Raw genomic sequence first — 26,752 nt, forward strand, 5'->3', positions numbered from 1 at the left:
ATCCGAGGCGTCTTGGCGCGCCCCTCGGAGACGGCCAAAAAATTCCCAGCCTCTGAGGCGCCATCCGCGGATTTCCGGGACCAGCCGCTGGTCGCAACGGTCGTCGGCCTCGCGCTGCGGTCCGCTGAAAGGCGGGGGAGCCGCTGTTCGCCACCGGCAGTACCTGGCCGATTTTGCTCTTTCGAGATTCATGGCACCCTATCGTGGCGACGTCCGTCAACACGAGACGGCGCCGTCGCACCTTCGATAGGAGCACGCCATGGAGCATGGTTAATCGACTGTCGCATCCCGGACGATCATATGGCCGCTTGTGGAACAGATCGGCTCACAAAACTCTTCTGGCGTCATTGCAGCGTCTTGTCGTACTGCTCGTACTGCCTGCGACGCAGCGCCTGGCCAGAACCGCTTCGCTGAGTTTTGCCTGCCGCTCTTACGCCAAGGTGCCGGCGGGCACGCGAGTGGCGACCGTGCTCCGAAAGCGTTTGCCAAACTCGATCATGGGTTGCTCCACGGTGTAATACAGCCCGATGCTCAGCAGCAGGGTGGCAACAATGACGGCGAGGTGGGCATCGGCACCGGTCCACTGCAGATTGACATAGACCACAACCATTGCCTTTGCGTGGACCAGGTACAGCGAGTAGGAGATCTTGCCGATGTAGCGCACCAGCGCGTCCTGAACAGGCGGCAGCTTGAGAAATAGGATGAACACGCCGGCCAGGCCCACTGCGGCGAGTGGCTGCGGCGCAAAGCCAACGAACCCCTGCCACGGTGACCACAGCACGATAAGCAGCAGCGTTGCAGGCCACAGGATGCCGCTGGGGATGCGCCGGAGCACCCGCTCGTACCGGTAGATCACCGTACCCAGCACGAAGAAGTACAGATACCCCACGATGTTGGACTTGATCAGCGCGAGCTGCAGCGCAGGTGAGAACTCCACGCCCACGCTACGTGCCTGGCCAAGGTACAGGAAATCCAGCGCTCCGGCGTTGGCCGCCTTGATCCAGCCGATGGACAGCAGCGTGGAGAGGGCCAGCACACCGAGCCAGAAATGCCGCCAGCGCAGTCGGTGTGCCACCACAGCCAAGATGCCCAGGATGCCATACCAAAAAAGCTCTACCGTGAGTGTCCAACCTACATGCACACGATCCAAAAACAGGCTGCTCATTACGGACAGCTGCTGCAGGTTCAGCAGGTTCAACAGGAAATGAGGGTATTCGTTGAGCATCAACTGGCGGAACTCCGGCACCAACGCCATCTCGATGAGCACGATGCCCCCAAGGGCGACCCAGTACACCGGGAAGATGCGAAAGAACCGTGCTTTGGCATAGTCGCCCAGGCTGTTGCGCTCGGCGCTCTGGATGATGAGGTAGCCCGAGATCAGGAAGAACAGCTGCACGCCAATACCACCGCCGTGCCGACCGAACAGCGGCACCGCAATGCCGGAGTAAATCGAGAAGTGGTGCAGGGCGACCGAAAGGATGGCGCAGGCGCGCAGGACGTCGATGTTGTTGTCGTGTTTTACCAATTAGAGTGCTCTTCAATGCATGAAGAATTCATGCTTAGTGGAAGTGTCTTCTTCGCGCTTGCGTGGTGTGCGAACGTCCGGCTTGGGCCGGCTACCGCCATGGTCGAAGTGGACCGGTGTGGCCCGAAGCGGAAGTAGCTCTCTCTGGACAGCAGACGTGAAGCTACAGCGTCCGCGGGCAGGCGCCAGCCGGGCAGCGTGCGCCGGCCAGCGCACGCCGAGCCGTGCTCGGCCTGCCTGTCCCAGGCGCCTCAGTTGGGCGACTTCAAATAGCAAACCTTCGCCTGGATGGACTCGTCCGTGTCCTGCTCCACACTGGCGATGGTCGGGTAGTCCTTGACGGGGTCGGGCTGGTTGAACGTCTTGCGCGGCAGCAGGCACAGGTAGGGGCCCTTGCGCGCCCACACCACACGTTTGGTGCCCGTGCTGCTGGTCTGCGTGCCCCAGAAGGCGGTGAGAGCGCCGCGGGTTTCCTGGCGGTCGAACGCGACGCTTACCGCCGGCTGGCCGGTCAACGCCTCGCTGCCGGGGCTGCAGAACTGGCCCCACCTGGTTACCGATCCCTGGGTAGCGATTGCACGCAAATCTCCTTCACGCACAATGTTCAAATACTCGCGCGTGCTGACGTCGAAGCCCGAGGAGCAATACTCGGAAGCCCAGGCGCCCTCGGGCGCGGCCAGGGGCAGGCCGGTGCAGGTGACCTGCACAGAGCGCACGTCGCTGCTGCTGCCCACCGTGCCGCTGGCGTTGGCCACGCTGCAGGTCTGGCCGGCCGGCTGCGTCTGCACCTGCACCGCGTAGGTGGCGCCGCTGGCGACCGGCGTGTTGAAGAAAAAGCGCCCATCGGCCTTGACGGTCAGGTTGTCGCCCTGGTTGTTCTGCAGCACCAGCGGGCTGCGCGGCACCAGGCCCGTGACCACGCCGCTCAGGTTGCGGGTGCCAGCGGGCAGGCTCGCGCAGCTCACGGACACGTCGGTCATGTTGGCCTCGTTCACCACCTGCCTTGGCTGCGCCACGCTGCAGCGCTGGCCCTCGGGGTGCGAGGCAATGGTGACGACTGCAATGCTGAACCTCTCGAAGCGGCGCCCCATCACGAAGCTGCCGTTGGAGGCAACGGTCAGGTCGTCTGCGCCCTGCACCTGCAGTACCAGGTTGCGCCCCTCGCCCAGGCCTGCGACGGTACCTCCCACGGTGTAGCCGGTGACGGGCGGCGTGACGGGCGGCGGGGTCACCGGCTCCGCATCGCCATCACCGCCACCACATGCCACCAATAGCACCAGCGGCAGTGCCGCCAGCGCCAGGCGGGCCGCAGGTGCGCGGCCACTGCGGGGGGGCTGTTGCCGCTGGCGCGGGGCGCGCGAAGGGCTGGGCAATTGGGGCGGGGTGGTGGTAGTCGTCACTGGCATGGTCGAAACCCTCTCGGTTCAAATGATAAAAAAGACAGCCCACCTTGTGCAGCGCGCGCAGCGGTGCGGTGCTGTGCTGTGCGCACGTAACGGGGGTAAACCAATCTTTGTCGAACAGCGGTGATCCGTCTGTGTCGGGTGTCACAAAGGTAGCGCGCGCACCCATTTGGGTGAGGCTGGGCGATGGGTGGGGCAGGCCCGTGCGGCGGCCGTGGTGTGTACGATCTTCGGGCGACTTTTTTCGGGGCCGCCCCCTGCGGTGCCATGAGGCGGTTACGGCGATACCCGTCGTCCACACCCTTCTCATCCAGCCACCACCGAGATAACCATGGCGCACTGAATCCCCCACTTGTCGCTGCAGGGCGTTTCAACGCGCGATGGTTTCGCCGGCCATTTACTGACCTTGGCTCGCGGTGCCGACCCCGATGTGCAGCAGGGCCGAAATACGCATGTGCTTTGTGCGCGATGCGAAACAGGTGCGGGCGCAACTGGCGCGGTCGGTGCGGTGCGTGCCTGCGGCTACGCAGGGATGCCGTTGTTCACGAGGTAGCCCCCGGTGAAGCGCGGGTCGTCGGTCACCTCGCAGGTGGCGAAGTCCGGCCCCGGGAACGCGGCCAGCTGTTCTGGGGTGTCGAACTCGGCCTCGGCCAGCAGCAGCCCCGCGAGTTCGCCCAGGAACTCGTCGACGACCATGAAGACGCCGTCCACCGGCACGAGCCGGTGCCGCAGCTTTCTGATGCGGCGCCCCGGCAGGGAGGTGGCGAGCACGGCAAATTCTTCCTCGGGCAGGTAGATGGAGGTGATCAGCCGGGTGTGGATGTCCACGTCCCCCTTGCGCGTAAGCCGCAGCATGGGGGCACCACCGCCGACCGGGCGCGCCTCCCGCAACCGCAGCCGCGCGCCGGTCACATAGAGGTCGGTGATCGCCTCCGTGCGGTGAATGCGTTCGCGCGGCACCTCGCTGCACAGCCAGCGCCGTTCGCGTTCGATGGCCATGTAGTGCTGCTTGGGGAAGCCCAGGCGTTCTGCGGTCTCTTGGTCGATGCGGTTCACCTGCTTGCGCTCCTCGTTGCGCCCTGTGTGGTGGGGCAGAGTGCCAGCGTAACCCAAAGGGTCAGCATGCACTTGCCACGCTATCGGGCCAGCCTGACGATTCCATAGGGGTTGAACTTGAAATCGTCATCCTCGTACGATGAAGCGAATGCAAGAGTAGCGCGGCGCTGCTTGACCACCTCTGCAACGCCGCGCTGCGCCATCTCGTCGGCCACGGCATCCATCAGAGCCACCCCTTGCAGCTCCGTTCCCAGCGACTGCGGCACGTACACCTCTGGCAAGCCGACCAGGTGAAAGCCGACACTCTCCAGGTAGCCCGCATCCGACAGCGGGCGCTTGGCGAATGCAAGCCGGCCAATGCGGCGCTGTGCCTGCAGGTCATCGGCCTTGATGGCCTCGGAGCCCTGGCGGACAAGCGCCTTCCACCGATCGAGCCCGTGCGCGATGCCGGCGCTCTCGCCCTTCACGGCGACGGCCCCGGCATCGATCAGGTGGCCCACCAGCAGCAGTGCGCCCATGGAGACCTGAACGGCATTCTGCCGGTTCATGCGCGGCCCCAGCACATAGAGCACGGACCGGTGGCTGGCGACGGACTTTTCGTCCGCCGCGCTCCACGCGTTGGCTGCAACCCGATCACGGCTCACTGCGAAAGACTTCGGCATGCGCTCGTCAGGCTCGGGCGTGGAATAGGTATCGTCCACACTGAACCCGGTCGCGAACTCACGCACTGCACCCGTCACGGCTTGCTTGAGCTGCGACTGGTTGGCACTTTTACCGAGGAAGCACAGAACGTGGCGCGGCTGCACCGCCGGTTCGCCCGCCGGTACTGCAGCCTTGCCGCCGGGCGGGCCCGCGTCGGCCTTCTGGGCCGAAGCCACCCTCAAGCCCATGGCGGCGGCCATCCCGGCTGCAAGCAAACGGCGCATGGTGTTCAAAGCCCTGTCCTCATGTGTTGAGGCGGTTGCATGCGCCGCTGAGGCACGGCGCGCGTCACAGCCCTCCTCCGATGACCACGGTGGACGTATTGCCCTGCGGGGGGTAGCTGCGCAACTGCATGTGGACATCGGGGGTGCCGACCCCACCGTATTCGGCCACCAGCAACTGGCCATCGGCCGCGGCCACCATGTTGCGTGCACTGCACAGGCTACCAGGCCCAGAGTTCGTGGCGCCGCAAGGCAACGGGGTACGGACCAGCGTGGTGACGCTTCCATCGCTGGCAACACGGCGGATGGAAATATCCTGATTGCGGGAATCGCGGTCCTGAACGTACAGGCGATCCAGCCGGTCAAACGTGATGGCCTGGGCGCTGGCAAACCTTGCGACAGAGGCCGCACCGTCCACGACGCTTCTGTCGATCCCTGCGGTGCCTGACACCACGGTGGCAGCGCCGTTGGCGGCGTACTTGCGGATCACATGGTCGTTGGGGTCTGCTGCGTAGAGGGTTCCCTCAGAATCGGTTGCCAGCAGTACGTTAGAGGAGTACAGATAGGGGCCTTCGTTGAAAGCCTGCTGCAGGTATTGGCTGGTCGCGCTGACGAAGGTACTCACGGTGCCGTCCGCCGTGATCTTGCGGATGCGACCTGACGTGTTGGGGCCGGACGTGTTGGTAGGACCACTTCTCTGCGACACATACACCGTGCCCGCCTTGTCCACGGCGACACTGGAGGGGCCGCACAGCGTGGCCGCGGTGGCCACGCCATCCTGGATGCCGCATATCCCTGCCTGGCCCGCCAGGGTGGTGATGGCCCCTGTGGCGCTGATCTTGAGGACCAGGTGGGTTCCGGAGTCCGCCACATAGGTGTTGCCGGCCGCGTCCACGGCCACGCCAGCGGGGTTGGAGATCCGCGCGTCCGTCTCGGCAGACGCCAGGGTGCTGACTTGCTGGTAGTTGGCGGTTAGTTTGCGGATCAGCTTGTTGCCGGTATCTGCAATGACCACTTCACCCGAAGGTGCCAGGGCCAGCCCCCCCACCGTCACGCTCAGGCGCGTGGTGCTGGCGGGGGTAGCCTGGCCAGTGGCTGGCGGCGGTGGAGCGGGTGGCTCGACCGGGTCATCGGAGCCGCCGCCGCAGGCGGTGAGCAGGGGGACCACCAATGCGACCAGCAGGCCGACGCGTTGCAGTGATCGATGGTGCAGTGAAATGACTGGCATGGACGAAGCTCCCTCAAAAATGGACAGGTGTTCTTGTGCGCAAGGCCGCAACTCTAGGTGGGGTCACCCGCAAATGCCGTAACGATTTGTGGTGGCCGGGCACGCAGCTTTGTGACCCGTACCATTGCAGCAGAGCGTTCGTCGGGTGTCTGTGATCGAACGCACTTGCAGGCGAAAAACGCATCCCGCCCGAGCTTTCCGGCGCCATCCTGAGGGTCGAAAAAAATGTCTGCGTGCCGCACGTTCCCGCGCCAGCGAAGCCAGTGCCAGCCAGCAGGCGTTCGATCTTGTCAGCGGTGCGCGTGGCCCGCGTCCTGCGCGCCGGGGCCGGCCTCTACCGTGACCTCGCGCGCAGACAGTGCGGCGCTGCACTCGGAGCACACGGTCACCGGATCGAAGAGGTGCCCGCACCCCGTGTGCCGATGCAGCAGGGGGCGGCCGGCCTTGCCTGCCATGTGGATGTCGCCCCAGTGGACGATGGCCATCAGTACCGGGTGAAGGTCCAGGCCCTTGGGCGTGAGGCGGTAGTCGTAGCGCGTGGGCGTTTGCTGGTAGGCCACTTTTTTCAGGACCTTGGCCTCGACCAGCTTGTGCAGCCGGTCCACCAGCATGGGCCGCGATATGGCCAGCCGCTCCTGAAACTCCTCGAAGCGCTTCACCCCCAGGAAGCACTCGCGCAGCACGAGCAGCGTCCAGCGGTCGCCGATCACCGAGACGGTTCGCGCCACCGAGCAGGGCTCGGCCTCCAGTTCTGTCCACTTCATGTCGGGCATTCTACGGTTGACGGGTTCAGTTTTCAAACGTACTATTTTTGTGAGTTCAAAAAATAAACTAACAAGGAGACCCGATGCACATGACAGATTCCGATCCCCTGGCCTGCACGTGCCCTGCGCGCGCCGCGAACCCGGCCACCACCGCTGCAACCAAGCTGCGCCAACACCCATCCGCCAAGGAGGCATGCCATGGGCAATGAACCCCAACCCGTCGTCGCGAGGAAGAAGACCGTTGCCGTGATCGGTGCGGGCGACTACATCGGCGCGGCCATCGTGCGCCGCTTTGCCGCAGGCGGCTACACCGTGGTGGCCGGCCGGCGCAATGGCGACAAGCTGGCGCCGCTGGTGGAGGAGATTGCGGCCCAGGGAGGCCAGTGCGTCGGCAGGTCTCTGGATGCCCGCAAGGAAGAAGACGTCACCGCCTTCCTGGCCGAGGCCGAACAGATTGCGCCGCTGGCGGTGTGCGTCTTCAACGTGGGCGCGAACGTGAACTACCCGCTGGTCGACACCACCGAGCGGGTGTTCCGCAAGGTGTGGGAGATGGCCTGCTACGCAGGCTTTCTGAGCACGCGCGAGGCGGCGCGCCTCATGCTCCCGCGCAAGGAGGGGTGCATTTTGCTGACAGGGGCCACCGCCGGCTTGCGCGGCGGGCCCGGGTATGCCGCGTTCGCCGCCGCGAAGTTCGGGCTGCGCGCGGTGGCGCAAAGCGCTGCGCGTGAACTGGGGCCTGCCAACATCCACGTGGCCCACCTCGTGATCGATGCCGGCGTGGACACCGAGTGGGTGCGTGCCCGGCGCAAGGAGCGCGATGGCACCGATACCTTCGAGCCCGACCAGCTCATGCGGCCCGAGTCCATCGCCCAGACCTACTGGGACCTGCACCTGCAGCCGCGCGATGCCTGGACGCATGAGATGGACCTGCGCCCCTTTGGGGAGAAGTGGTGATGGTGGCTGTTCAACCCGAGTTCCTTTTCGATTTTGGCAGCCCCAATGCCTACCTGTGCCACAAGGTGCTGCCCGCCATCGAGCAGCGCACCGGCACGCGGTTCGTGTACGTCCCCGTGCTGCTGGGCGGGCTTTTCAAGCTCACCAACAACCGCTCCCCCGCAGAGGCCTTCGCCCACATTCCCCACAAGCTGGCCTACGACCGGCTGGAGATGGAGCGGTTCAGGGCGCGGCATGGGCTGCAGGCCTATCGGCACAACCCGCACTTCCCCGTGAACACCCTGAAGATCATGCGCGGCGCGTGCGCCGCGCAGCAGCTGGGCGTGCTGCCCGCCTACGTGGAGGCGGTGTATGCGGCGATGTGGGAGCATGGGCGCAACATGGCCGACGACGCCGAGATTGCACAGGTGCTCGGCGCCGCGAACCTGGACGTGGCGGCCTTGCTGGCCGCCTCGCAAGACCCGGCCGTCAAGGCGCAGCTGATGGCCAACACCCAGCGCGCCTGCGATGCCGGCGCCTTCGGGTCGCCCAGTTTTCTGGTCGGCGATGCGCTCTTCTTCGGCAAGGAGCGGCTGCCGGATGTCGAGGAAGAGATTGTTGCCCGCCAGCAGGGCAGGGGGCCCGCCCCCTGAGGCCCCGCAGGCGCTGAATGCCTGAGTGATTCAGTGCCAGCCAGCCCGCCCGATTGCTCCTGCCCCGGAGGTGTTCCAATCGAATACCGCCAAGCATGGTTTTATGCAGAAGGACACAGGAGCTGATGCCGACCAACTACGCCCGATTTCTGGTGGGCAGCCACCGCACGGCTGCGTCCAACCGCCAGCTGGGCTGGTTCCTGGCCTTTGTGGCCGGGGCCATCAATGCCGGGGGCTTTCTGGCGGTGCAGCAGTACACCTCGCACGTCACCGGAATGGTGTCGGCGGTGGCCGACAACCTGGCGCTGGGCCAGCTCGGGCTGGTGGTGGATGGCATCGTGGCCGTGCTGTCGTTTCTGCTCGGTGCGATGTGCTGCGCCATTCTGGTCAACTTTGCCCGGCGCAAGGCGATGGCGAGCGAGTACGCCCTTCCCTTGTTGCTGGAGTCGGTGCTCATCCTCTGCTTCGGCCTGCTCGGGGCCCGCCTGGCGTCGTTCGAGGGGCTGCTGCTGCCCTTCACGGTGGTGCTGCTGTGCTTCATCATGGGCCTGCAGAACGCGGTGGTGACCAAGCTGTCGGGCGCCGTGATCCGCACCACGCACATGACCGGCATCGTGACCGACCTGGGCATTGAGCTGGGCAAGCTGCTGTACTGGAACGCCGACCGCAGCGCCGCAAACCCGGTGCGTGCCGACCGCGACCGCATGAAGGTGCTGGGTGGACTGTTCCTGGCATTTCTGCTGGGCGGCATATCGGGTGCCTTCGGGTTCAAGGCGTTCGGCTACGGCTTCACGATCCCGGTCGCGGTGCTGCTGGCCGTTGTTTCGCTGGTGCCGGCGTGGGATGACTTCAGGCGGTGATGGGCTAGCCGCTCCAAGGCCCGCGCCATGGACAAGGCGATGTCGTTCGCGCACAAGTTCAGGTCGAGGTGCACACGTGATGTCGCTGTGGTGTCCACAGGGCTGGGAATAGCCCCGCTCCTACACGCCGCCGCGTGAGAATGGCCTATGTTCGATTCGCCGCCGGGCGCTGTCTTGCCCACGGCCTACGAACATGATCCAACGCTTCACTGCCATCCTTGCCACCCTGGTTGCCGCCCTGGCACTCACGGGCTGCGGCTACAACGACTTCCAGCGCCTGGACGAACAGTCCAAGGCCGCGTGGAGCGAGGTGCTCAACCAGTACCAGCGCCGCGCAGAGCTGGTGCCCAACATCGTGGCCAGCGTGAAGGGCGAGGCCAATTTCGAGCAGGAGACGCTGACCCGCGTGGTGCAGGCGCGCGCCCAGGCCACCGCGATACAGGTGACACCCGAGACCCTCAACGACCCCGAGGCCATGCGCAAGTTCCAGGCGGCGCAGGGCGAGCTGTCGAGTGCGCTGTCGCGCTTGATCGCGGTGTCCGAGCGCTACCCTACCTTGCAGGCGAACCAGGGCTTTCGCGACCTGCGTGTGACGCTGGAGGGCACCGAGAACCGCATCGCCGTGGCGCGCAACCGCTACATCGACACCGTGCAGCAGTACAACACCCTGGCGCGCAGCTTTCCCACCAACATCACGGCCAAGGTGTTCAGCTACGCCCCCAAGCCGCCGATGGCCGTGCCCAACGAGGCCCAGATCTCGACCCCGCCCACGGTGGACTTCTCCACCACCCCCAAGAAGCCGTGAGCTGCGGGCCCATGCCGCACGCCAAGCCCTTCTGGCGTCGCCTTGCCGTCGCCGCCACGCTGCTGCTGGGGGCGCTCTGCGCCGGGGCCCAGTCGCCAGTACAGCCCGTGCCGGCCCTCACCGGTCATGTGGTGGATGGCACAGGCACGCTCAGCCCCGCGCAGCACCAGGCCCTCGAAGCGCAACTGGCCGCGCTGGAGACCGGCCAGGGCAGCCAGGTGGTGTTGCTGATGGTGCCCACCACCGCGCCCGAGGACATTGCCGCCTACGCCAACCGCGTGGCCAACCAGTGGAAGATCGGGCGCCGCGACGTGGGCGACGGTGTGCTGGTGCTGGTGGCCAAGGACGACCGCAAGATGCGCATCGAAGTGGCCAAGGCGCTCGAAGGCGCCATCCCCGACATCGCGGCGGCGCGCATCATCGACGGCACCCTGCAACCGCGCTTTCGCGCGGGTGACTTTGCTGGCGGGCTGCAGGCTGCTGTCACGCAATTGGGTGCCCTGATTGCGCGCGAGCCGCTGCCTGAACCTTCGGCGCCACAGTCACAGCAAGCGCCGGGCCAAGGCATCGGTTCGGGCTTTGGCTGGGGCGAGGCCGCCATCGTGCTGGTGATGGGCGTGCTGGTCGGCGGGCCGATTGCGCGCTCCATGTTCGGCACCGCATTCGGCTCGGTCGTCACGGGCGGTGCGGCGGGCGTGGGCGCCTTTGTGCTCACGTCCAGCGCGCTGCTGGCGGGGCTGGCCGGTGTGGCGGGTCTGCTGTTCACGCTGCTGGCCGGCGCAGGCCGGCGCACCACCATGCGACAGGGCGGCTCCGGCGGCCCCTGGGGCGGCGGGCTCGGTGGGCTTGGAGGCCTTGGAGGTCTTGGCGGTGGCGGCTTCGGAGGAGGTGGCGGCTCGCGCGGTGGATCGGGCGGTGGCTTCAGCTCGGGCGGCGGTGGCAACTTCGGCGGGGGCGGTGCCTCCGGAGGGTGGTAGCCATGGCCCTGTCTCTATCCCGGTCCTTGCGCGCGCTGCGGCGCCTGGCCATGCACCGCTGGCAAGAGGGCGATGTGCGCCGGGCCTTGCCCGACGACGCACTGGCCCGGCTGTCGGCGCGCGTGGCGGCCAGCGAGCAGCTGCACACCGGGCAGATCCGCATCTGCGCCGAAGGCGCGCTGCCCTGGAGCTACCTGCACCGCGACGCCACCGCCCGCGAACGTGCCCTCATGCTGTTCAGCAAGCTGCGCGTGTGGGACACCGAGCACAACAACGGCGTGCTGATCTACCTGCTGGTCCCCGAGCACGCCATCGAGATCGTTGCCGACCGCGGCCTGGCGCGCAGCGTGGCGCCGGGCGAATGGGAGGCGCTGGTGTCCCAACTGGCGGTGCACCTGCGCGAAGGCCGCTACGAAGAAGGCCTGGCGCAGGCGGTGGATGCGGTGTCGGCCAGACAGGCGGCGCATTTCCCCAGGCTGGGCACAGGCACCGCTTACGCCAACGAGTTGCCTGATGCGCCGGTGGTTCGGTGAGTGATCATTTGATTGGTCGGCGCCTGCGCGCCTGGGTGCTGGGGCGGGAGGGTAGGGCGCTGGCCGGGGATTCTCTACCCACGGGATGTCGCTGCGATCACGCGCGGGGATGGCACGGTGGTGGAGCCGTTGGGTTGGTGGCAGATGGGTTTGTGTATGCGTGCGGAAGTCTGCCTCGTGCTGCAGTCTTGCTGCTTCCTGGCCATGATGGCTCCGTGCTCTTCTGCACTCAAGTACTCGTATTCGCTTGTCATACAGCGCTTCTCCACAAGTCAGGGGAGTGTTGCGCTTGGAGCTTGAGACCGCCCAGCGCCAGCACTATCGCATCAAGAGTTTGATGCCCGGAGACGTGCAGCTGGCATTTGCAGGCAAACCATTGTGATCGGCTGATACCGTAGAGTGGCTGCTTTCCCAAACGCCGACAGCGGCTCCCGGCCTGTAGTTGCCACTGCAGCAGTGGCTGCTTCAACCCCAACTTAGCAACGCCCTTCGCCATTGGGCCCGCCGATTGATTCAGTCATTCAGTCACTCACTCCAGCAAATCCAGGCAGCCCAAATCTTCCACCGCATGCGCCACCCGGGTGAGCTGGGGCCACCAGACGAAGGCCGACATGCCCCGCGCAAACCTCGCCATTGGTGTGCGCAGGTGCAGCAGCACCGCCAGGCGATAGTCCTGCTGAAACGCCGAGCGCGAATAGCCCGCCACCCCTTGGGCGGTGAGCACTGCGTGGTAGCGGTCGAGCAGCGGCATTTCAAAGCGCTGGCGCACGGCGCGGTCCCACTGCAGGGCCATCATGTAGGCCAGGTCCCAGACACCGGTGCCCACATGCCAGCCATCCCAGTCGATGAGCTTGGCGACCCCGGTTGCGCTGTCGCGTGGAACCATCCAGTTCCAGACGTGGGCATCGCCGTGGACCAGGGTCTTGTGCTGGAATTGGTTGGCCCGCTCGATGAGCGCTGGCAGCCCGGGCAGGAACTGCGCGTAGGTATCCCGCGTGCGCTCATCCAGCGCATCGCCGGCCTGCGCAAACAGGCGCTCGCAGGCGCCTGGCAGCCATTCCGATGCCTGAAGCCGGCTCCAGAGCGTGGGGCCCATGCCAGGCACGGTGCCCTGATCGCCACCGGTCCAGCCAATGGCATGGAACCGCGCCAGCGCTTCGACAATGAGGGTGCAGCGTTCGAACGTGGGCGGCAAGGGCTCGTCGCTGGGCTGCTGGTGCGACTCCGACAGGTCCTCCATCAGCAGCCAGGTGCGGCCCGTGGGTTCATCCACGCCCCCGGCGTAGAACCGGGGAATGACCGGGCTGTTCAAGTGCCTGGCGATGGTCTCGTAGAACGGCAGCTCCGGCTGCCCAAACCCGAGGTGCGACACCTTCAACACGGCCCGTGTCGGAGCGCCTGTGGGGTGGCTCCATGCCAGCGTCACTCCGGTCAGATCGGAAAGATAGCCTGACGCACCGATGGCGCTGGGCACGGCGCTGAGCAGCGATGCACCGCTGGGATCCTGGTGCCGGGCCATGTGCTCCCCCAGCAACGGGGGGGCCAGCAAACGCTCCAAAATCGAACTGTCCAAATTGGCTCCTTGGGGGATCTGCATTTTCAACGGCCGCTGCGGGCCCGACGCCCACGTTCAGCGCTCGGTCGCATTGCCCTTTTTGCCCGTGATGGCAGAGACAACCACCTCGATCACGAGGGCCAGCACGATGACGACACCTGCGGCCTCAGCGTGCCCAGTCACATAGAGCACGAGCGGGACGAGCACACCCGCAAGGGAAAAATAGTGCATGGGTTTCAAGCCTGACCTCCTGGTGTTGTTGCCGCCAGCCCCGGGGGCCGATGGCGACGATCGCACATGGAGGGCATTGTGCATCGCCGGCCGTCGTGCCCATCGTTCGCTCGGGTGTACACCCGTCGAGCGCGTGGCGCCCTGCGAAGAATGGGGGATGGACACGCGTCAGCCGCTGTGGACCTGGGCAACTGGGCAACGGCACCTCGGTCAACACGGACAAGCCGGTCGACATCGGCGCCGGCTTCACCCAGGTCGCCGTGGGCAGCCGCTACATGGTGGCCCTCAAGGCGGACGGCAGCCTGTGGATGTGGGGCCACGCGCTCTTGAAGAACAAGGTGTTCTACGAGACCCCGCCAGTGCAGATCGGCAGCGGTTTTTCGCCGCTGCTGACGTCCGACACCGCGGCAAAGGCAGGCGGAACGGCCTGGTTCTGGGGCGATTCCAATGCCCGCCTTGCACCCCAAAACACCGGCGTGTCAGAATGAAAGGATGAGCACTTCGACCTCTTCATTTCTCTCCAACGCAGACGGCACCAAGGTCGCGACCTACACCTGGGCCGACATCGCTGGACGCCCCACCGGTGTGGTGCAGATTGCCCACGGACTTGCCGAGCATGGTGAACGCTACGACCGCTTTGCAAGGCAGCTCAATGCCGCGGGGTTTGTGGTCCACGCGGTCGATCATCGTGGACACGGGCGTACCGGCGGTGCTCGGCTGGGCGATTTCGGCAGCGCCGGGTTCAGCGGGCTGATTGCCGATGTGGCCCAGTATGGGTCGGCACTGCGTGCGCAGCATGGCGGCCTTCCGGTGTTTCTGTTGGCCCATTCGATGGGTTCGTTTGCAGCGCAAGCGGCGATCCTGGACCACGCATCGACATGGGCCGGTGTCATTCTCTCCGGCTCCACCGCGCTCGACGCGCTTGCCGCTGCCATGGCCAATGCGCCCGCCGATGCGCCGGCGGGGCTGGAGGCATTCAATGCAGGCTTTGAGCACCGTACGGGATACGAATGGCTTTCACGGGACGAGGCGGAGGTCGATGCCTATGTGGCCGACCCCTGGTGCGGGTGGGAGGTACCGGGCGATGTGATCCCCTCGCTGTTCGCCCCCGCGTCCCGGCTGGCGGACCCGGCGCTGCTGGCGGGCATCCGCAGTGATCTGCCCCTCCTGATTGCCTCTGGCGACGCCGATCCGCTGGCCGGTGGCGGTGCGCTCATTCAACTGCTGGGGCAGCGCTACCGTGATGCGGGTATGGCCGACGTGACCGTCAAGTTGTACCCCGCAGCGCGCCACGAAATCCTCAATGAGACGAACCGCGACGAGGTGACTGTCGATATGGTGGCCTGGCTGCGGGCCCACGCGGCATAGCCTGCAGCCGCTGGCACGCTGGTCTTTGCAAGCCCCGCCACGTCAACTCACGCGATGTACGCCGCCAGCTCTTGCGGCGTGCCTTGCGGAAACGCCTCCTTCAACAGGTCCAGAAAGGCCGAGACGCGCGGGCTCAGCAGGCGACGCGAGGGGTAGAGCGCCCACAGCGCGATCTCCGGGCCTGGTACATCGCCCCACTGCACCAGCGTTCCGTCCGCCAGGTCGTGCAGCACCAGAGACAGGGGCAGGCGTGCGGCACCCACCTGGGCGCGCACTGCATCGCGCACCATGAACAGCGAGGACAGGTGCAGCACGGGTTGCACCGCCAGGCGCTTCGGTTTGCCCTTGGCGTCGGTCAGGTCCCAGATGGCGGCAGGGGCGGCGGCGTCCGCGCCTGCGCCCCCACGCAGCACGGCCGGGACAGGGGTGGCGCCCGATGGCCGGCCGAGCTTGGGGCTGGCAACGACCACGATACGGTCGCGCATGAAGATGCGCCCGACCAGGCGTTCGTCGGGGTCGGGGTTGACGCGGATCACCAGGTCGTAGCCTTCTTCCACCATGTCCACCGGCCGGTCTTCGGTCGTCACCTCCAGGCGCACCTCGCGGTGCTGCAGGGCAAAGCGGGCGGCCAGCCTGCCCATGGCGGCCTGCGAAAAGAGCAGGGGCGCGCTCACCCGCAGCCGCCCGCGCGGGGCGTCGCCGCCGCTGGCGATGGCGGTGGTGCTCTCGTCGAGTTGGGCGAGCAGCACCGAGGTCTTCTCGTACAGCGCGCGCCCCTCTTCGGTGAGCTTGAGCGCGCGCGGCCCGCGCTCGAACAGGCGCAGGTTCAGGCCGCTTTCCAGGTCGGCCACGCGGCGCGACAGGGTGGCCTTGGGCCGGCCCGATTCGCGCGCGGCGCGGCCAAAGCCGCCGTACCGGGCCACCAGCGTGAAGTCGGCCAATGCCAGCAGGTCCATATGTTCCACCAGTGAGACGCAAAGTCTAAATATAACGGCTATCGGACATCCGGCGGAACAAAGAAGATCAGGGCTCCTTCAACACGCAACGGAGCATTTCCATGACCATCCTCATCACCGGCGCCACGGGCAACGTAGGCCGCCAGGTCGTCAACCAACTCGTGAACCGCGGCGCCGATGTGCGCGCCCTGGTTCGCGACCCCGCCCGGGCGAACCTGCCGGCGGGCGTGCAAACGGTGCAGGGCGACCTGCTCGACGTCGACGCGCTGCGGCGCGCTTTCGAGGGCGTCTCCACGCTGTTTCTGCTCAATGCAGTGGTGCCCGACGAGTTCACGCAGGCGCTGCTGGCGCTGAACCTGGCCCGCGAGGCGGGCATAAAGCGCGTGGTTTACCTGTCGGTGATCCACAGCGACCGCTACCTGAACGTGCCGCACTTCGCGGGCAAGTTCGGGGTGGAGCGCATGCTGGAGCAGATGGGCTTTGGCGCCACCATCCTGCGGCCGGCCTACTTCATGGACAACGACCACAGCATCAAGGACGTGGTGCGCAACTACGGTGTCTACCCCATGCCCATCGGCAGCAAGGGCCTGGCCATGGTGGACGTGCGCGACATCGCCGAGGTCGCCGCCATCGAGCTGCTGCGCCGCGAGCGATCGGCACAGGCGCTGCCGCTGGCGCGCATCAACCTGGTAGGCCCCGACACGCTGACCGGCGAGGCGGTGGCCGCCCTCTGGTCCGCCGCGCTGGGCCGCCCTGTCGCCTATGGCGGGGACGACACCGCCGGCTTCGAGACCAACCTGCGCAACGCCATGCCGCAATGGATGGCCTACGACATGCGCCTGATGGCCGAGCGCTTCTTGACCGACGGCATGGTGCCCGAGGCGGGTGATGTGGAGCGCCTGGTGCAGCTGCTGGGCCGCCCGCTGCATTCGTACCGCGACTTCGCGCACGCCATCGCCAACGCGGCCTGAGCGCCGCGCACTGAATCTCTCAACAAGCAACACCGAAAGGAAAAGCCATGATCTATTCCACCGCCACCGTCCCCGTCAACCCACAGGGCGCCGTGCCGCTCACCCGCGCCCAGGCCTGGGAGGGACTGGTCCTCAAGGCCCGCGATGCACGGCTGTTTCTGCCGCCGGGTCTGTGTACCCACTGCGAGGTGGTGCAAAACAGCGGCACCCACATCGTGCGCGAGGCCACCATCGCCGGGCAGGCGCTGCGCGAGATCATCGCCTTCGAGCCCCAGACCAAGGTCACCTTCTTCCAGGCCAGCGGCCCGCGCGAAGGCGCCATCATCAACGAGCTGTTCGAGGACGAACACGGGCAGCTGCAGCTGCGCTTTTACGGCTACCTCGGCCTGCGCGGCAAGCAGCCCGGTGGACCCGAGGAGCAGGCCGAGCAGGCCTGGATGGACGGCGACAAGGGCTACCGCAGCGCGCTGCTCTCGACGCTGCAACGCACCCGCGAATTGCTCGCGCAAGGCCGGCTGGCTGAGGGCGTGGTGTGATGGCTGGGCTGGCCTGCACAATGGTCTTGCCAACCACCATCACCCGCTCCACCTCGTCGCCGGTTGCCGAGAGAACCAGGGGCATGAAGGGATCGTAGCTGACCCCTATCATTGCCACAGGAGAGGACTGGCTTTGTGCCGGGGAGTGCGAGGGACGCCATCGGGATGGGGGATGTTTCGGGTGCGCCGCATGGGCCTGCGCCCATGCTGGCAGCCGGGGGGCGCCAGGCATTCCAGCCCCATCGGCCCGATGTCACCCCGGCCCTGCGGGCAGCGACCCTCGGGAGATCGTCAACAGGTTTTGAGAAAGCACACCGATGACCTACGTCGTTCACATCTGGGAGCATCACCCCAGCCCACAAACCTGGGCCGAGGCCGACGCCCTGCAGGCCCGGCTGGACTGCCAGCCCGCGCCACCGAACCCCAAGTTCGCGGCACTTGCGGCCGGGCTGGTTCAGGCCTTTCCGCACCGGCGCGATGGGCAAACCCGATCGCCCTGGATCGAGGGGGCGCCGGACGGGCGGGTTGATCACGCGAGTTGGGCGCTGGGCGTGGACACCGACCTGATGGATCGGGTGCTGCCCGTGCTGGTCAACCAGGCCCTGGCCCTGGGCCTGACGGTCTACGACGGCCAGACGGGCGAGGTTTTTCTGCCAGGCAACTGGTGCCTGACCCCCGAGGGGCGCACGCCCGTGAACTGGCCCGAGCCCGCAGTGGAGCCGGTCGCCGCAGCCGGCCTGGATGCCGGGCGTTCGTACCTCGAAGGGCGGGTGCGTGCCCTGGTGCTGCCCCACTTTGCGCCCAGCGGCTTTCAGCTTTGCTGGCGCACCGGCCTGCAGACCCACGACGCACTGGCCATGGTGCGTGACACGGCGCTGGGGCAGCAGCGCATCGAGATGACGCCGCAGTCCTGGTCAGAGCAGCACTGGGACCTGTGGATGTCGTGCGAGATCGAACCCCGTCTGCCCCCCGATCTGGCGAAGTGGTGCGAGCCCCAGCACACCATCCCCCTTGCGCGCACGCAATGGCCGGAGCTGGCCGCGTTTCGCCGGCGGGACGAGCAGAAGCCCTACGAGCCGAGCTTTCGCTGCATGGGGCCGCATGCACTGGACCAGTTTCTGGGCCTGTACACACAGTGGGCCGTGCGGGAGCTGCTGCCGCTGCTCGATGGCTGTGTGGACCTGGCGGGCTACCTGCGCCTGGACGGCCGCGAGGCCAGCCCGGAGGTTTTTTTGCAGGCAGCGGTCGCCGGCCTGGCGCTGGCGCATTGTGCGGGTGACCCCGCGCTGGCCGAGCGCGCGCAGCGCTATGGCCTGCAGCGCGTGCCCAACCCGCGCCCGGACCTGTTCCACCGCCGCCTTGGTGGCCTGGCCGGGTTTGCGCAGTATTTCGGCATGCAGGCGCAGGCGCTACGGTAAGCGGTGGAAATGGTGGGGTCAGGCCCAGAGGGCCGGCCGGTGATGTGCAGCGCATCAGGAGCCTGCAGGGTGACAGCGTCCAGGCGATGTTCGGCGCCAGACCCGGTGGCACCGCTTGAGCCGCGCGGTTGTCATGGCACGTCGCTGTCAGGCAGAGGGCTGCCCAGCGCCAATCCTCAGCGCTCGGTATCGTTGCCTTTTTTGCCGGTGATGGCCGAGACGATCATCTCCACCACAAGGCACAGGAAGAAGACGACGCCGGCCGCCTCGGGCTGGCCGGCCACGAACAGGGCGAGCGGGACGAGGGCACCTGCGATCAATAGGTAGTGTGTAGGCTTCAAACGCTGTCTCCTGGGTTCGCTTGGTCAGCGGCTGGCACGCGGCGGTAGTTCACCTCCACGGCCAGGGCCTCCACGCCATCGGGGGTGATGTTGTACATGCGCAGGTCCAGGGTGTCGTCGTCGGGCTGCTCGATCGCCGTGCGCCAGCCCCAGCGCGGGCCGCCCTGGCCGTCGGCGTAGCTGCCCAGCACCGACAGGCGCGGGTCGCCGCTGGCGCTGGTGCTGTACATGAGGGCGGTGCCGGTACCAAAGCTCTCGGCCCAGGCCGATTCGTAGCGGGACTCATCCAGATGGTAGGCGATCAGCGCCACGCCCTCCATCGGCTCGCCATTGCAGTGGCCCGAGTATTCGTGCAGCAGCACGCGCCCACCGAGCAGCACGCGGATGCTGCCGCGCTGCGCCGTGTCGTCCGCTGGGTCGCCGGGTGCGAACCAGAGGCGAAAGCGGCCTTGCCACTGCCCGGCCATGCGCGCCAGTTGCGCGTGCACGCCGTCGGCCCGTGATGCTTCGAATTCCTTGCGGCCCATGGTGAATGACTCCGTGGATTTGGGGTAGCTCAGTCAACTGCGCGGCAACTCGCGCACCTCCACCGTGCCGCCGGCTTCGTACACGGGGTTGCCTGCGAGAAACTGCTCCTTGGCCGCCTGCAGGCTGGCCGCCCGCACGCGGATGAAGCCGTTGGGCCCGCCGGTGGCGGCCTGGCCGGGCTGGCCCTTGCACACGCGCTCGCCGGGCCCGATGGCGCTGCCCCCATCGAACTGTCCGGTGCTGCGCAGCCGGGTGAGGTACTGGCCCCAGCGCTCTGGGTCATCTGCGGCCTGGGTGTCGGGCGCGTCCTGGTGCATCAGCAGGATGTATTCGTTCATTGGAGGGGCAGTCTACAGCGCAAAAATATCCACCGACCGCTGCTGCATACCGCCCACCAGGGCCACCAGTGGCTCGGTGCTGACGGGCATCCGCGGCGCGTGCAGGGCAGTGTGTGCCAGTGGCATGGATGAAGGGCTCCCGAAGATTCTGTTTTTTGCTGTTCGCGCAGCCGATCCGGGGGCTTGAAGGCATGAACCGGCAGAGTCAAGCATGCCGGATTGTGCTGCGCCGCTCGAGCATCCGGGCGCAATAAAATGTTGGCAGCCGAAGGCCGTAGCCAGCGAGGCCTGGTGCGATGCGTTTCACAGCTCAGGCGTCACAGCCATCCGGCCTTTCGGAACCGGTAGTAGACGTAGGAGCACACGCTCACGATGAGCAGCAGCGCGGCCGGGTAGCCGTAGCGCCACTTCAGCTCGGGCATGTGCTCGAAGTTCATGCCCCACACGCCGACAAAGGCGGTGCAGATGGCGAAGATGCCGGCCCATGAGGCCAGGCGCTTGGTGATCTCGTTGTCTTCGATAGTCACCATCGAGAGGTTCACCTGAATCGCCGTGCCGATGGTGTCGCGCATGCCCTCAATCAGGCCGTTGATTCGCACCAGGTGATCCACCACGTCGCGAAAATACTCCTGCGACCCCATGCAGATCTGCGGCACCCGGCCGCCATGCAGCTTGCTGGCGCCTTCCAGCAAGGGCGAGACAGCATGCTTGAGCAGCATCACGCGCTGCTTGAGGTGGTAGAGCTGTTCGATGTTGTCGCGGGCGGCCTTCTTGGTGAAGATCTGGTGCTCGATGCGTTCGAGTTCGACTTCCAGGGCATCGATGATGGGGAAGTACCGGTCCACCACAGCGTCCATCAGCGCATACAGTACGAAGCCCGAACCATGGCGAAGCAGGTCGGGCTCGTGCTCGCAGCGGTCGCGCACGCCGAGGAACCCCTGCTTGCTGCGGTTGCGCACCGAGAGCACGTAGTTGGGGCCCACGAAGACATCGACCTCGCCCGCGCTGAAATGGCCAGGCCGCTCGGGCTCGGGCTCCAGCAGGTGCATCACCACGAACAGGGACGGGCCGTACTCCTCGACCTTGGGCCGCTGGTGGCCGTGGTGGGCGTCTTCCACCGCCAGCTCGTGCAGGCCGAACTCCTCGCGCATTTCGTTGAGCTCTTCGGGCGTGGCGTCGGCCAGCGCCACCCACACGAAGCAGCCGGGCCGCACGATGTAGTCGCTGATATCGGCGACAGGGATATCGGCCAGTTTGGCGCCGTTTTCGTAGGCAACGCAATTGATCAGCATCGGGGCTCTCCAGGTTCGGTGGTGGCGGTTGGAGGCGATGGTGCCATGGTTCCATGGCGCTCCCGGGGGCGCGCATGCCCGCCGTCACAGGCTGGGCAGCACCTGCTCCCCGATCTCGCGCAGCACCTCGGCCGGTGTGCGGCCGCTGCCTTGTGCCAGGTTGAACAGCACATGCCTCACGCCCATGGCCTGCAGGCGCTGCAGGTAGGCGATGAGTTCATTGCGCCCCGTGCGCAGCCCCAGCTCCAGCGGCTCGGCGCCGGCTGCCGGATCGGCCAGCAGGTCGAGCTGTACGGATTGCACGAAGGGCTTGCGCTCACCCGCCGCCTTCTGGTCCAGCGCCTGCTGCCACAGATGAATACGGCCTTGCTGCCTTGCCTCCTCGCGGTGGTAGCTGGCCCAGGCGTCGGCGTTGGCTGCGGTCCACTGCAGCGACTGCCGGGCCGAGCCGACCACCACCATGGGGATGCGCGCTGCTGGCGACTGCATGAGGTCGTAGCCGCCTGTTGCCGTCAACAAAGCCTGTCGCTCCTGCGGCTCGGGCGACAGCGCTGCGCGTACCAGTGGCCAGCGGTCGCGAAAGGCATCGCCACGCGCGTCCACGTTTTCGCCGAAGGATGCGAATTCCTCGGGCCGGTCGCCCGAGCCCAGCCCCAGGATGAAGCGGCCGCCGCTCATGCGGTCCAGCGTGAGCGCGGCCTTGGCCACATGCAGCGGGTGGCGCAGCGGCAGCACGATGGCCGCCGCGCCGATGGCGATGCGGCGGGTGGAAGAGGCGAGGGCGGCCAGCCACAGAAAGGGATCGTCCAGCGCGCTGGCCGTGTTGTCGCTGCCCTGGGGCACCATGAGCGGAACATCGCGCGCCCACAGCGCCCCAAAGCCGAGGTCGTCGGCCAGCGCTGCCAGGCGGGTGGTTTCCTGGATGTCGGCCATGGCGCGTGCATGGTGGGCGATGGGCGTCATGAACCCGAGGGTGAGCCGCCCGTGCTGGAAGACCTGCGCGTGGCCAGCGTTGAATGGAGAGGAGGACATGGCGCGAAGGATAGGGCGATCGGCTGCCGTGCGCCCAGGGGCCGGCAAAGTCCCTATCTGGTGGGTGCGTTGCTGCGCAGAGCCCAGCGTGCCCTACTTGCGTGCCTCGCGCGCCCAGGGGGCCAGGCGGCCCAGGTCCCGCAACTGCCCGTTGGTATCGGGGCCCATGTACATCAGGTGCGGGGTGCCGTGGTCGTTGACGCCCAGGGCATGCCCACCCGGGTAGAGGCGGTAGCGGAAATTGGCGTGGTGGTCGGCCATGACCCGCTGGCCGACCGGAAAGGTCTGCGGCAGGCTGCGTTCTGCCCAGTCCATGACCAGGGTCGCGTCGTTGTAGGGCCGCAGTGCGCTCACCGCGAAGGGCGTGTGCGATTGGGGCGGCGCGCAGATGGCCAGGGTGAAATCGGGGCCCTTGTAGGGCAGGTAGCCGGTGTTCGGGTAGTAGGCCCCGTAGCTGTAGCAAAGGTTGTTGCCCAGGGCCGTGCCCTTGCCCCAGCATTGCGCATAGCCGCCGTCCAGCACGGCACAGGCATGCTCCAGGCCGGCGCTGATGGCCACGGCGTCGGTGATGCCGACCACCTGCACATAGACCGCGCCCGTCTGGTTGGGTACGTAGCCGATGCCCAGCTGGCCCTTGGAATGGTCGCCCCAGCACTGGACGCGGCCGTCCTGCAGCAGGGCGCAGCTGAAGCCGTAGCCCACAGCGACCGCCTTGGCCCCAGTGCCCGGGCCGGGCACGTCCACGGGGGTGGTCACCGTGCCTGCATGGGCCGGCACGCCCAGCTCGCCAAACAGGTTGCGACCCCAGCAGGCGACCTTGCCAGCACTGCGCTGCACGCAGGCGTGGCCGTCAAAGAGGGAGACGTCCACCGCATCGTCAATGCCGGGCAATTGTCTGGGCGTGCGCGGATCGTCCTGCGGGCCCGCCAGCAAGCTGCCTGCGCCAACGCACCACACCGCGCCGGTCCGCAGCACCGCGCAGGTGCTGCCGTTGCCTGCGGCGATGCGCACCGCATTCGACAGTCCGGGGACGCGCAAGGCGTATTCGGTCGTCGTGACGACGGGCTCCTGCAGCCCCATCTGGCCCTGGCCCGCATCGCCCCAGCACGCCACCTCGCCGCCCTGCGTGAGCGCGCAGGCATGCCGCATGCCTGCCGCGATCTGCGTGGCATATAGCCTGCTTTGTTCGGCACCCTGGCGCAAGGCCATCGGCCAGACTGCGTTTCTGCCGTCGAAGTTCAGGCCCCGCTGGCTGTACTCGTTCTTCGGGCCCCAGCAATGGACGGTTCGTTCTGCCGACAGTGCGCAGCTGAAGCCGTTGCCTGCCTTGGTGTCCAGTATGCGGACGTTCGCCATGGCCGGGTCCACCGGCACACTGCCCCAGCAGGTGGGCAGGCCGGCATCGGAGACCGAGCAAGCGTGCTCGTACCCCGCGCTGATGGTGGTGGCCAGCACCGGGGCCGCCACGCTGCCAAGCAACCACGCCGCGCAGGCCAGCAGCCACCGCGATAAGAGGTGGCGGGCGATGGGGGGATGCTTGCGGTTCATGGCGGCCCTGGAGATGGTGGGAAAACCATTCTAGGCACGCACCGGGCGCGCGCCGCAATCCCCCAATCGGGCCGGCTTCACGGTGGATGAGGGACCGGGCTCTTTGTCTTCAGTGTGCGCATGCGCCACGATAGGGAGTTGTCTTACGAAGCGTGAATTGATTCGCAATCAACATGGCGTTCTTCCCAATTCACCCAAGGAGCATTTTCATGGCCGTCAAAACTGTCGAAGACCTCTTCCTGCACGAGCTGTCGGACACCTACAGTGCCGAGAAGCAGATGACCCGCTCCCTCCCGCAGATGGCGCGCGCAGCGGCCGACCCGCAACTGGCCCAGGCGTTTCTCGATCACCTGGAAGAGACCCGGGGCCAGGTGGAGCGCATCGACGAGATGGTGGAGATCCTGAACCTCAAGCTCAAGCGCATCAAGTGCGCGGCCATGGAGGGCCTGGTGGAGGAAGGCAAGGACCTGATCGACGAAATCGACAAGGGGCCCGTGCTCGACGTGGCCCTGATCGGTGCGGCGCAGAAGGTGGAGCACTACGAGATCGCCAGCTACACCACGTTGATCGCTCTGGCCACCAAGCTGGGCTACACGCCGGTACTGCCACTGCTGCAGGCATCGCTGGCGGAAGAGAAGGCCACCGATGACAAGCTGGGCAAGCTCGGCCAGGCAGCGGCCATCGAAGAGGCCGTGCAGGCGTAAGGTCTGGAAATGCCGTGGCGCGTACACCCCTGACGGATCCGTCGCCACGCCACCCGCTGGTGGTGGCCGACATCGACTTTGCCGCTCACGCACACAAGGTGGCGCGCAGCCTGATCGGCATGACGCTGCTGGTGGACGGCGTGGGCGGGCGCATTGTGGAGACCGAGGCCTATGACCAGGCAGACCCGGCATCGCACACGTTTGGCGGGCCCACGGCGCGCAATGCGGCCATGTTCGGCCCGCCCGGCCATGCCTATGTCTACCGCTCGTACGGGCTGCACTGGTGCCTGAACACCGTGTGCCGCGATGCGGGGTATGGCGCGGGCGTGTTGCTGCGCGCGCTGGAGCCCACGCACGGCATCGGCACCATGCGCGAGCGCCGTGGCTTGCAGGACATGCGGTTGCTGTGCGCCGGCCCTGGCCGCCTGGCCCAGGCGCTGGGCATCGATGCGGGGATGAATGGCCTGCCGCTGCACATGCCGCCTTTTGCGCTGCTGCAGGCGGATGCCCTGGCAGCGCTGGAGGGTGCGGACCAGATCGTGGCGGGCCCGCGCATCGGCATTTCCAAAGCGGTGGACATGCCCTGGCGCTTCGGGCTGAAGGGCTCTCGCTATCTCAGCCGCGCATTTGCTGCGCCACAGGTTCCGCCGGGCAGCGTCTAGTGTCCTGTCCCGCAAATAAATGCCAATAAAGCCGCGTCTTTCACGCCAGGGCCGCGTTGCAAATCCTCGCGATAGCTACGGCTATCGCTGCGGTTTGCGCCTTGCCCTGGCGCGAAATCCATCGGTTTTATTTTGGCATCTATTCACGGGACAGAACACTGGCCGGCCCGCCAGCGGCTCAGGACAAAGCCATGTCCCGCTGCTGCGTATGGGGCCTCAGATAGCGCGCGGTGATGTCCGCCGTCGCCTGCCGGCCCAGGTGCGCGCCGTGCTCCGTCAGCCAGGCATCGCACGCCCTGCGCCCGTCCTGGCGCAGCATCTCGAACAGCACGCGCCCCACAGTGCGCTTGATCGAAGGCTCCGTGGCGAGCAGCCCTGCGGGCTGATCGGGCAGGCTCAGCACGTGCATGCGGATGTCGGCGCCCGGCACGTTGCGGTTGATGACTTCCAGCGCCCTGAGTTCGGACACCAGGCCATTGACAGACGCCACCTCGTTGATGCGGTTGAGGATGTTCTTGGCAAACAGGGGTGTCTCGGCCCGGTGCAGCGGGGTCAGCTCCACCAGCAGGATGTCCGTGTCCAGCGCATCCTCGTACAGCGGCCACAGCGACGGGTTGGCCGCGTAGCTGCCATCCCAGTAAGACTCGCCGTCGATCTGCACGGCCTGGTAGGACAGCGGCGCGCAGGCGGAGGCAAGCACGGCATCGATGCTCATGTCGGCCGGGCCGAACACGCGGCCGCTGCCACTTTGCACGTGCAGTGCGTTGACAAAGAGTTTCGGCGCAGTGTCGGCCTTGCGCAGCAGATCTTCGTCCACCACGGTGTTCAGGATGTAGCGCAGCGGCGCCATGCCCATGGGGTTGGCTTGGTACGGGGACAGGACGGGCAGGGCGTCGTCCCATACTCCCATGCCGGGCTTGCGCAGGGGCAGCATCAGCAGAGTCATCAACGAACCAGCCTGCGCCACCTGCTCCCACAGCATTGCCAGGTGCTCCTTGGCTCCTGTGCGGCCGCCGCGTGCCATGCCGGTGGCCAAAGCCGCGCCGTTCAGCGCACCGGCACTGCTGCCGCTGATGCTGCCGATGTCGATGTCCTCTTCTTCAAGCAGGCGGTCCAGCACGCCCCAGGTGAAAGCGCCCTGCGCGCCACCGCCCTGCAGCGCCAGATTCAGCTGTACCCGCCCGCGCGGCGTGCGCCGTGTGCCTTTTGCCATGGTGGCCCCCTTGTGAAAAATCCATGGTACGGGCCGTGCGGCGCCAGCGTGTCAGCCAATCGCTCGATTGGGGGAGGGGCGCACGGCATTTGCCAGGCTGCGCAGCGGCGCACTGCACCGCTTCTCTAAAAGTTCTCCCACTCGTCGCCGCCGCCCTTGGCTACGGTGCGCTCCGCAATGGGCGCGGGCCCCTTGGGCGCCGCCAGCCGGCTCGCCGCTGGGGCCTTGGCCACAGGCCTGGACGTTACTGCCGCGCGCACAGCCGGTGCCGCCATGGCCACCGGCTTGCGCACCGCCGCGGCCTGTGCAGGGGCCGTGCTGCGGTAGTTGCCGCCTCCGCTGCCATCGCCCGCCAGCCTGAACACCGCCACCGCGTTCACCAGTTCGCCCGCCTGGCTG

At 66.8% G+C, this 26,752-nt stretch carries 29 protein-coding genes and 1 pseudogene; 13 read left to right on the forward strand and 17 right to left on the reverse strand.

Annotated features, from left to right (window positions below; all coding sequences use genetic code 11):
- Positions 1-430 precede the first annotated feature (430 nt).
- The 6 genes from ASE31_RS16125 to ASE31_RS16150 all read right to left on the reverse strand — a co-directional run bounded on the left by ASE31_RS16125 (position 431) and on the right by ASE31_RS16150 (position 6,899).
- On the reverse strand, positions 431-1,525 hold the full coding sequence (locus ASE31_RS16125) for an acyltransferase (RefSeq protein WP_057202829.1): 1,095 nt from the start codon (positions 1,523-1,525) through the stop codon (positions 431-433).
- A gap of 251 nt (positions 1,526-1,776) precedes the next feature.
- Positions 1,777-2,931, reverse strand: coding sequence for a hypothetical protein (locus tag ASE31_RS16130; RefSeq protein ID WP_157412521.1), 1,155 nt, complete (start codon positions 2,929-2,931; stop codon positions 1,777-1,779).
- 519 nt (positions 2,932-3,450) lie between these two features.
- Positions 3,451-3,984, reverse strand: a complete 534-nt coding sequence (locus ASE31_RS16135; protein WP_157412522.1) for a hypothetical protein — start codon at positions 3,982-3,984, stop codon at positions 3,451-3,453.
- Positions 3,985-4,064: 80 nt separating this feature from the next.
- Positions 4,065-4,910, reverse strand: coding sequence for a hypothetical protein (locus tag ASE31_RS16140; RefSeq protein WP_235514566.1), 846 nt, complete (start codon positions 4,908-4,910; stop codon positions 4,065-4,067).
- A 64-nt stretch (positions 4,911-4,974) separates the two neighbouring features.
- Entirely contained in the window at positions 4,975-6,135 is a 1,161-nt protein-coding gene (locus ASE31_RS16145) for a hypothetical protein (protein WP_157412523.1), read from the reverse strand.
- A gap of 290 nt (positions 6,136-6,425) precedes the next feature.
- Positions 6,426-6,899 (reverse strand): helix-turn-helix domain-containing protein, encoded by a 474-nt coding sequence (locus tag ASE31_RS16150; protein WP_057202875.1) that lies wholly within the window; start codon positions 6,897-6,899, stop codon positions 6,426-6,428.
- Positions 6,900-7,097: 198 nt separating this feature from the next.
- On the opposite strand from ASE31_RS16150, the gene ASE31_RS16155 reads away from it, so the two are divergent.
- The 6 genes from ASE31_RS16155 (at position 7,098) to ASE31_RS16180 (ending at position 11,660) form a co-directional block, all read left to right on the forward strand.
- Positions 7,098-7,853: an SDR family NAD(P)-dependent oxidoreductase gene (locus ASE31_RS16155; protein WP_057202834.1), complete on the forward strand. Its 756-nt coding sequence runs from the start codon at positions 7,098-7,100 to the stop codon at positions 7,851-7,853.
- Positions 7,853-8,485, forward strand: coding sequence for a 2-hydroxychromene-2-carboxylate isomerase (locus ASE31_RS16160; RefSeq protein WP_057202835.1), 633 nt, complete (start codon positions 7,853-7,855; stop codon positions 8,483-8,485). Before ASE31_RS16155 ends, ASE31_RS16160 begins: the two co-directional genes overlap by 1 nt.
- Positions 8,486-8,610: 125 nt before the next feature.
- Entirely contained in the window at positions 8,611-9,345 is a 735-nt protein-coding gene (locus ASE31_RS16165) for a YoaK family protein (protein ID WP_057202836.1), read from the forward strand.
- A gap of 193 nt (positions 9,346-9,538) precedes the next feature.
- Complete coding sequence (locus tag ASE31_RS16170) at positions 9,539-10,150, forward strand: LemA family protein (protein WP_057202837.1); 612 nt, start codon at positions 9,539-9,541, stop codon at positions 10,148-10,150.
- Positions 10,151-10,161: 11 nt separating this feature from the next.
- A complete protein-coding gene (locus tag ASE31_RS16175) occupies positions 10,162-11,127 on the forward strand; it encodes a YgcG family protein (RefSeq protein WP_057202838.1) in 966 nt (321 codons plus the stop codon).
- 2 nt (positions 11,128-11,129) lie between these two features.
- The gene (locus ASE31_RS16180) at positions 11,130-11,660 is read left to right on the forward strand and encodes a TPM domain-containing protein (protein WP_057202839.1); all 531 of its coding nucleotides are present in this window, start codon (positions 11,130-11,132) and stop codon (positions 11,658-11,660) included.
- 529 nt (positions 11,661-12,189) lie between these two features.
- On the opposite strand, the gene ASE31_RS16185 is transcribed toward ASE31_RS16180, so the two are convergent.
- Positions 12,190-13,233 carry a phosphotransferase gene (locus tag ASE31_RS16185; protein WP_162261403.1) on the reverse strand — a complete coding sequence of 348 codons (1,044 nt, stop codon included), beginning with the start codon at positions 13,231-13,233 and terminating at the stop codon, positions 12,190-12,192.
- Between the two features lie 57 nt (positions 13,234-13,290).
- Positions 13,291-13,455: a hypothetical protein gene (locus ASE31_RS31695; protein ID WP_157412524.1), complete on the reverse strand. Its 165-nt coding sequence runs from the start codon at positions 13,453-13,455 to the stop codon at positions 13,291-13,293.
- 86 nt (positions 13,456-13,541) lie between these two features.
- Between ASE31_RS31695 and ASE31_RS16190 the strand changes: the two genes are divergently transcribed.
- Complete coding sequence (locus ASE31_RS16190; protein ID WP_057202841.1) at positions 13,542-13,934, forward strand: hypothetical protein; 393 nt, start codon at positions 13,542-13,544, stop codon at positions 13,932-13,934.
- Positions 13,935-13,938: 4 nt separating this feature from the next.
- A complete protein-coding gene (locus tag ASE31_RS16195; protein WP_057202842.1) occupies positions 13,939-14,814 on the forward strand; it encodes an alpha/beta fold hydrolase in 876 nt (291 codons plus the stop codon).
- Between the two features lie 47 nt (positions 14,815-14,861).
- Here the strand turns inward: ASE31_RS16195 and ASE31_RS16200 are convergent, their stop codons facing one another.
- The gene (locus ASE31_RS16200) at positions 14,862-15,770 is read right to left on the reverse strand and encodes a LysR family transcriptional regulator (RefSeq protein WP_057202843.1); all 909 of its coding nucleotides are present in this window, start codon (positions 15,768-15,770) and stop codon (positions 14,862-14,864) included.
- Between the two features lie 101 nt (positions 15,771-15,871).
- Here ASE31_RS16200 and ASE31_RS16205 point away from each other — a divergent pair, with 101 nt between their 5' ends.
- From ASE31_RS16205 to ASE31_RS16215, 3 genes are all read left to right on the forward strand, one after another.
- Positions 15,872-16,741 (forward strand): SDR family oxidoreductase, encoded by an 870-nt coding sequence (locus tag ASE31_RS16205; RefSeq protein ID WP_057202844.1) that lies wholly within the window; start codon positions 15,872-15,874, stop codon positions 16,739-16,741.
- Between the two features lie 47 nt (positions 16,742-16,788).
- A complete protein-coding gene (locus ASE31_RS16210) occupies positions 16,789-17,277 on the forward strand; it encodes an AtaL-like protein (protein ID WP_057202845.1) in 489 nt (162 codons plus the stop codon).
- Positions 17,278-17,594: 317 nt separating this feature from the next.
- Complete coding sequence (locus tag ASE31_RS16215; protein ID WP_057202846.1) at positions 17,595-18,695, forward strand: hypothetical protein; 1,101 nt, start codon at positions 17,595-17,597, stop codon at positions 18,693-18,695.
- Positions 18,696-18,871: 176 nt separating this feature from the next.
- On the opposite strand, the gene ASE31_RS31700 is transcribed toward ASE31_RS16215, so the two are convergent.
- The 6 genes from ASE31_RS31700 to ASE31_RS16240 form a co-directional block, all read right to left on the reverse strand.
- Positions 18,872-19,036 carry a hypothetical protein gene (locus ASE31_RS31700; protein ID WP_157412525.1) on the reverse strand — a complete coding sequence of 55 codons (165 nt, stop codon included), beginning with the start codon at positions 19,034-19,036 and terminating at the stop codon, positions 18,872-18,874.
- Positions 19,033-19,563: a DUF1579 domain-containing protein gene (locus ASE31_RS16220; protein ID WP_057202847.1), complete on the reverse strand. Its 531-nt coding sequence runs from the start codon at positions 19,561-19,563 to the stop codon at positions 19,033-19,035. The genes ASE31_RS31700 and ASE31_RS16220 overlap by 4 nt, the downstream gene beginning before the upstream one ends.
- A 33-nt stretch (positions 19,564-19,596) precedes the next feature.
- Positions 19,597-19,902, reverse strand: coding sequence for a hypothetical protein (locus ASE31_RS16225; RefSeq protein WP_057202848.1), 306 nt, complete (start codon positions 19,900-19,902; stop codon positions 19,597-19,599).
- A gap of 317 nt (positions 19,903-20,219) precedes the next feature.
- Positions 20,220-21,194 carry a magnesium and cobalt transport protein CorA gene (locus ASE31_RS16230; protein WP_057202849.1) on the reverse strand — a complete coding sequence of 325 codons (975 nt, stop codon included), beginning with the start codon at positions 21,192-21,194 and terminating at the stop codon, positions 20,220-20,222.
- Between the two features lie 84 nt (positions 21,195-21,278).
- Positions 21,279-22,226 (reverse strand): TIGR03571 family LLM class oxidoreductase, encoded by a 948-nt coding sequence (locus ASE31_RS16235; protein ID WP_057202850.1) that lies wholly within the window; start codon positions 22,224-22,226, stop codon positions 21,279-21,281.
- A gap of 93 nt (positions 22,227-22,319) precedes the next feature.
- On the reverse strand, positions 22,320-23,774 hold the full coding sequence (locus ASE31_RS16240) for a hypothetical protein (RefSeq protein ID WP_057202851.1): 1,455 nt from the start codon (positions 23,772-23,774) through the stop codon (positions 22,320-22,322).
- 209 nt (positions 23,775-23,983) lie between these two features.
- On the opposite strand from ASE31_RS16240, the gene ASE31_RS16245 reads away from it, so the two are divergent.
- Complete coding sequence (locus tag ASE31_RS16245; protein WP_057202852.1) at positions 23,984-24,478, forward strand: ferritin-like domain-containing protein; 495 nt, start codon at positions 23,984-23,986, stop codon at positions 24,476-24,478.
- 14 nt (positions 24,479-24,492) lie between these two features.
- Entirely contained in the window at positions 24,493-25,140 is a 648-nt protein-coding gene (locus tag ASE31_RS16250) for a DNA-3-methyladenine glycosylase (protein ID WP_235514554.1), read from the forward strand.
- A gap of 178 nt (positions 25,141-25,318) precedes the next feature.
- Here the strand turns inward: ASE31_RS16250 and ASE31_RS16255 are convergent, their stop codons facing one another.
- Both ASE31_RS16255 and ASE31_RS32245 read right to left on the reverse strand, forming a co-directional pair.
- On the reverse strand, positions 25,319-26,353 hold the full coding sequence (locus ASE31_RS16255) for a patatin-like phospholipase family protein (RefSeq protein ID WP_057202853.1): 1,035 nt from the start codon (positions 26,351-26,353) through the stop codon (positions 25,319-25,321).
- Positions 26,354-26,478: 125 nt separating this feature from the next.
- Positions 26,479-26,752: pseudogene (locus ASE31_RS32245) on the reverse strand (methyl-accepting chemotaxis protein); the annotation flags it as partial.

The organism is Acidovorax sp. Root217 (genome assembly GCF_001428645.1).
Lineage (GTDB): Bacteria > Pseudomonadota > Gammaproteobacteria > Burkholderiales > Burkholderiaceae_C > Acidovorax.

Excerpts from the sequence above, each read along its gene's own strand:
- ASE31_RS16130 (WP_157412521.1), bottom strand. The coding sequence starts at position 2,931 with ATGCCAGTGACGACTACCACCACCCCGCCCCAATTGCCCAGCCCTTCG.
- ASE31_RS16140 (WP_235514566.1), bottom strand. The coding sequence starts at position 4,910 with ATGCGCCGTTTGCTTGCAGCCGGGATGGCCGCCGCCATGGGCTTGAGG.
- ASE31_RS16145 (WP_157412523.1), bottom strand. The coding sequence starts at position 6,135 with ATGCCAGTCATTTCACTGCACCATCGATCACTGCAACGCGTCGGCCTG.
- ASE31_RS16150 (WP_057202875.1), bottom strand. The coding sequence starts at position 6,899 with ATGAAGTGGACAGAACTGGAGGCCGAGCCCTGCTCGGTGGCGCGAACC.
- ASE31_RS16155 (WP_057202834.1), top strand. The coding sequence starts at position 7,098 with ATGGGCAATGAACCCCAACCCGTCGTCGCGAGGAAGAAGACCGTTGCC.
- ASE31_RS16160 (WP_057202835.1), top strand. The coding sequence starts at position 7,853 with ATGGTGGCTGTTCAACCCGAGTTCCTTTTCGATTTTGGCAGCCCCAAT.
- ASE31_RS16165 (WP_057202836.1), top strand. The coding sequence starts at position 8,611 with ATGCCGACCAACTACGCCCGATTTCTGGTGGGCAGCCACCGCACGGCT.
- ASE31_RS16170 (WP_057202837.1), top strand. The coding sequence starts at position 9,539 with ATGATCCAACGCTTCACTGCCATCCTTGCCACCCTGGTTGCCGCCCTG.
- ASE31_RS16175 (WP_057202838.1), top strand. The coding sequence starts at position 10,162 with ATGCCGCACGCCAAGCCCTTCTGGCGTCGCCTTGCCGTCGCCGCCACG.
- ASE31_RS16180 (WP_057202839.1), top strand. The coding sequence starts at position 11,130 with ATGGCCCTGTCTCTATCCCGGTCCTTGCGCGCGCTGCGGCGCCTGGCC.
- ASE31_RS16195 (WP_057202842.1), top strand. The coding sequence starts at position 13,939 with ATGAGCACTTCGACCTCTTCATTTCTCTCCAACGCAGACGGCACCAAG.
- ASE31_RS16200 (WP_057202843.1), bottom strand. The coding sequence starts at position 15,770 with ATGGACCTGCTGGCATTGGCCGACTTCACGCTGGTGGCCCGGTACGGC.
- ASE31_RS16205 (WP_057202844.1), top strand. The coding sequence starts at position 15,872 with ATGACCATCCTCATCACCGGCGCCACGGGCAACGTAGGCCGCCAGGTC.
- ASE31_RS16210 (WP_057202845.1), top strand. The coding sequence starts at position 16,789 with ATGATCTATTCCACCGCCACCGTCCCCGTCAACCCACAGGGCGCCGTG.
- ASE31_RS16215 (WP_057202846.1), top strand. The coding sequence starts at position 17,595 with ATGACCTACGTCGTTCACATCTGGGAGCATCACCCCAGCCCACAAACC.
- ASE31_RS16220 (WP_057202847.1), bottom strand. The coding sequence starts at position 19,563 with ATGGGCCGCAAGGAATTCGAAGCATCACGGGCCGACGGCGTGCACGCG.
- ASE31_RS16225 (WP_057202848.1), bottom strand. The coding sequence starts at position 19,902 with ATGAACGAATACATCCTGCTGATGCACCAGGACGCGCCCGACACCCAG.
- ASE31_RS16230 (WP_057202849.1), bottom strand. The coding sequence starts at position 21,194 with ATGCTGATCAATTGCGTTGCCTACGAAAACGGCGCCAAACTGGCCGAT.
- ASE31_RS16235 (WP_057202850.1), bottom strand. The coding sequence starts at position 22,226 with ATGTCCTCCTCTCCATTCAACGCTGGCCACGCGCAGGTCTTCCAGCAC.
- ASE31_RS16240 (WP_057202851.1), bottom strand. The coding sequence starts at position 23,774 with ATGAACCGCAAGCATCCCCCCATCGCCCGCCACCTCTTATCGCGGTGG.
- ASE31_RS16245 (WP_057202852.1), top strand. The coding sequence starts at position 23,984 with ATGGCCGTCAAAACTGTCGAAGACCTCTTCCTGCACGAGCTGTCGGAC.
- ASE31_RS16255 (WP_057202853.1), bottom strand. The coding sequence starts at position 26,353 with ATGGCAAAAGGCACACGGCGCACGCCGCGCGGGCGGGTACAGCTGAAT.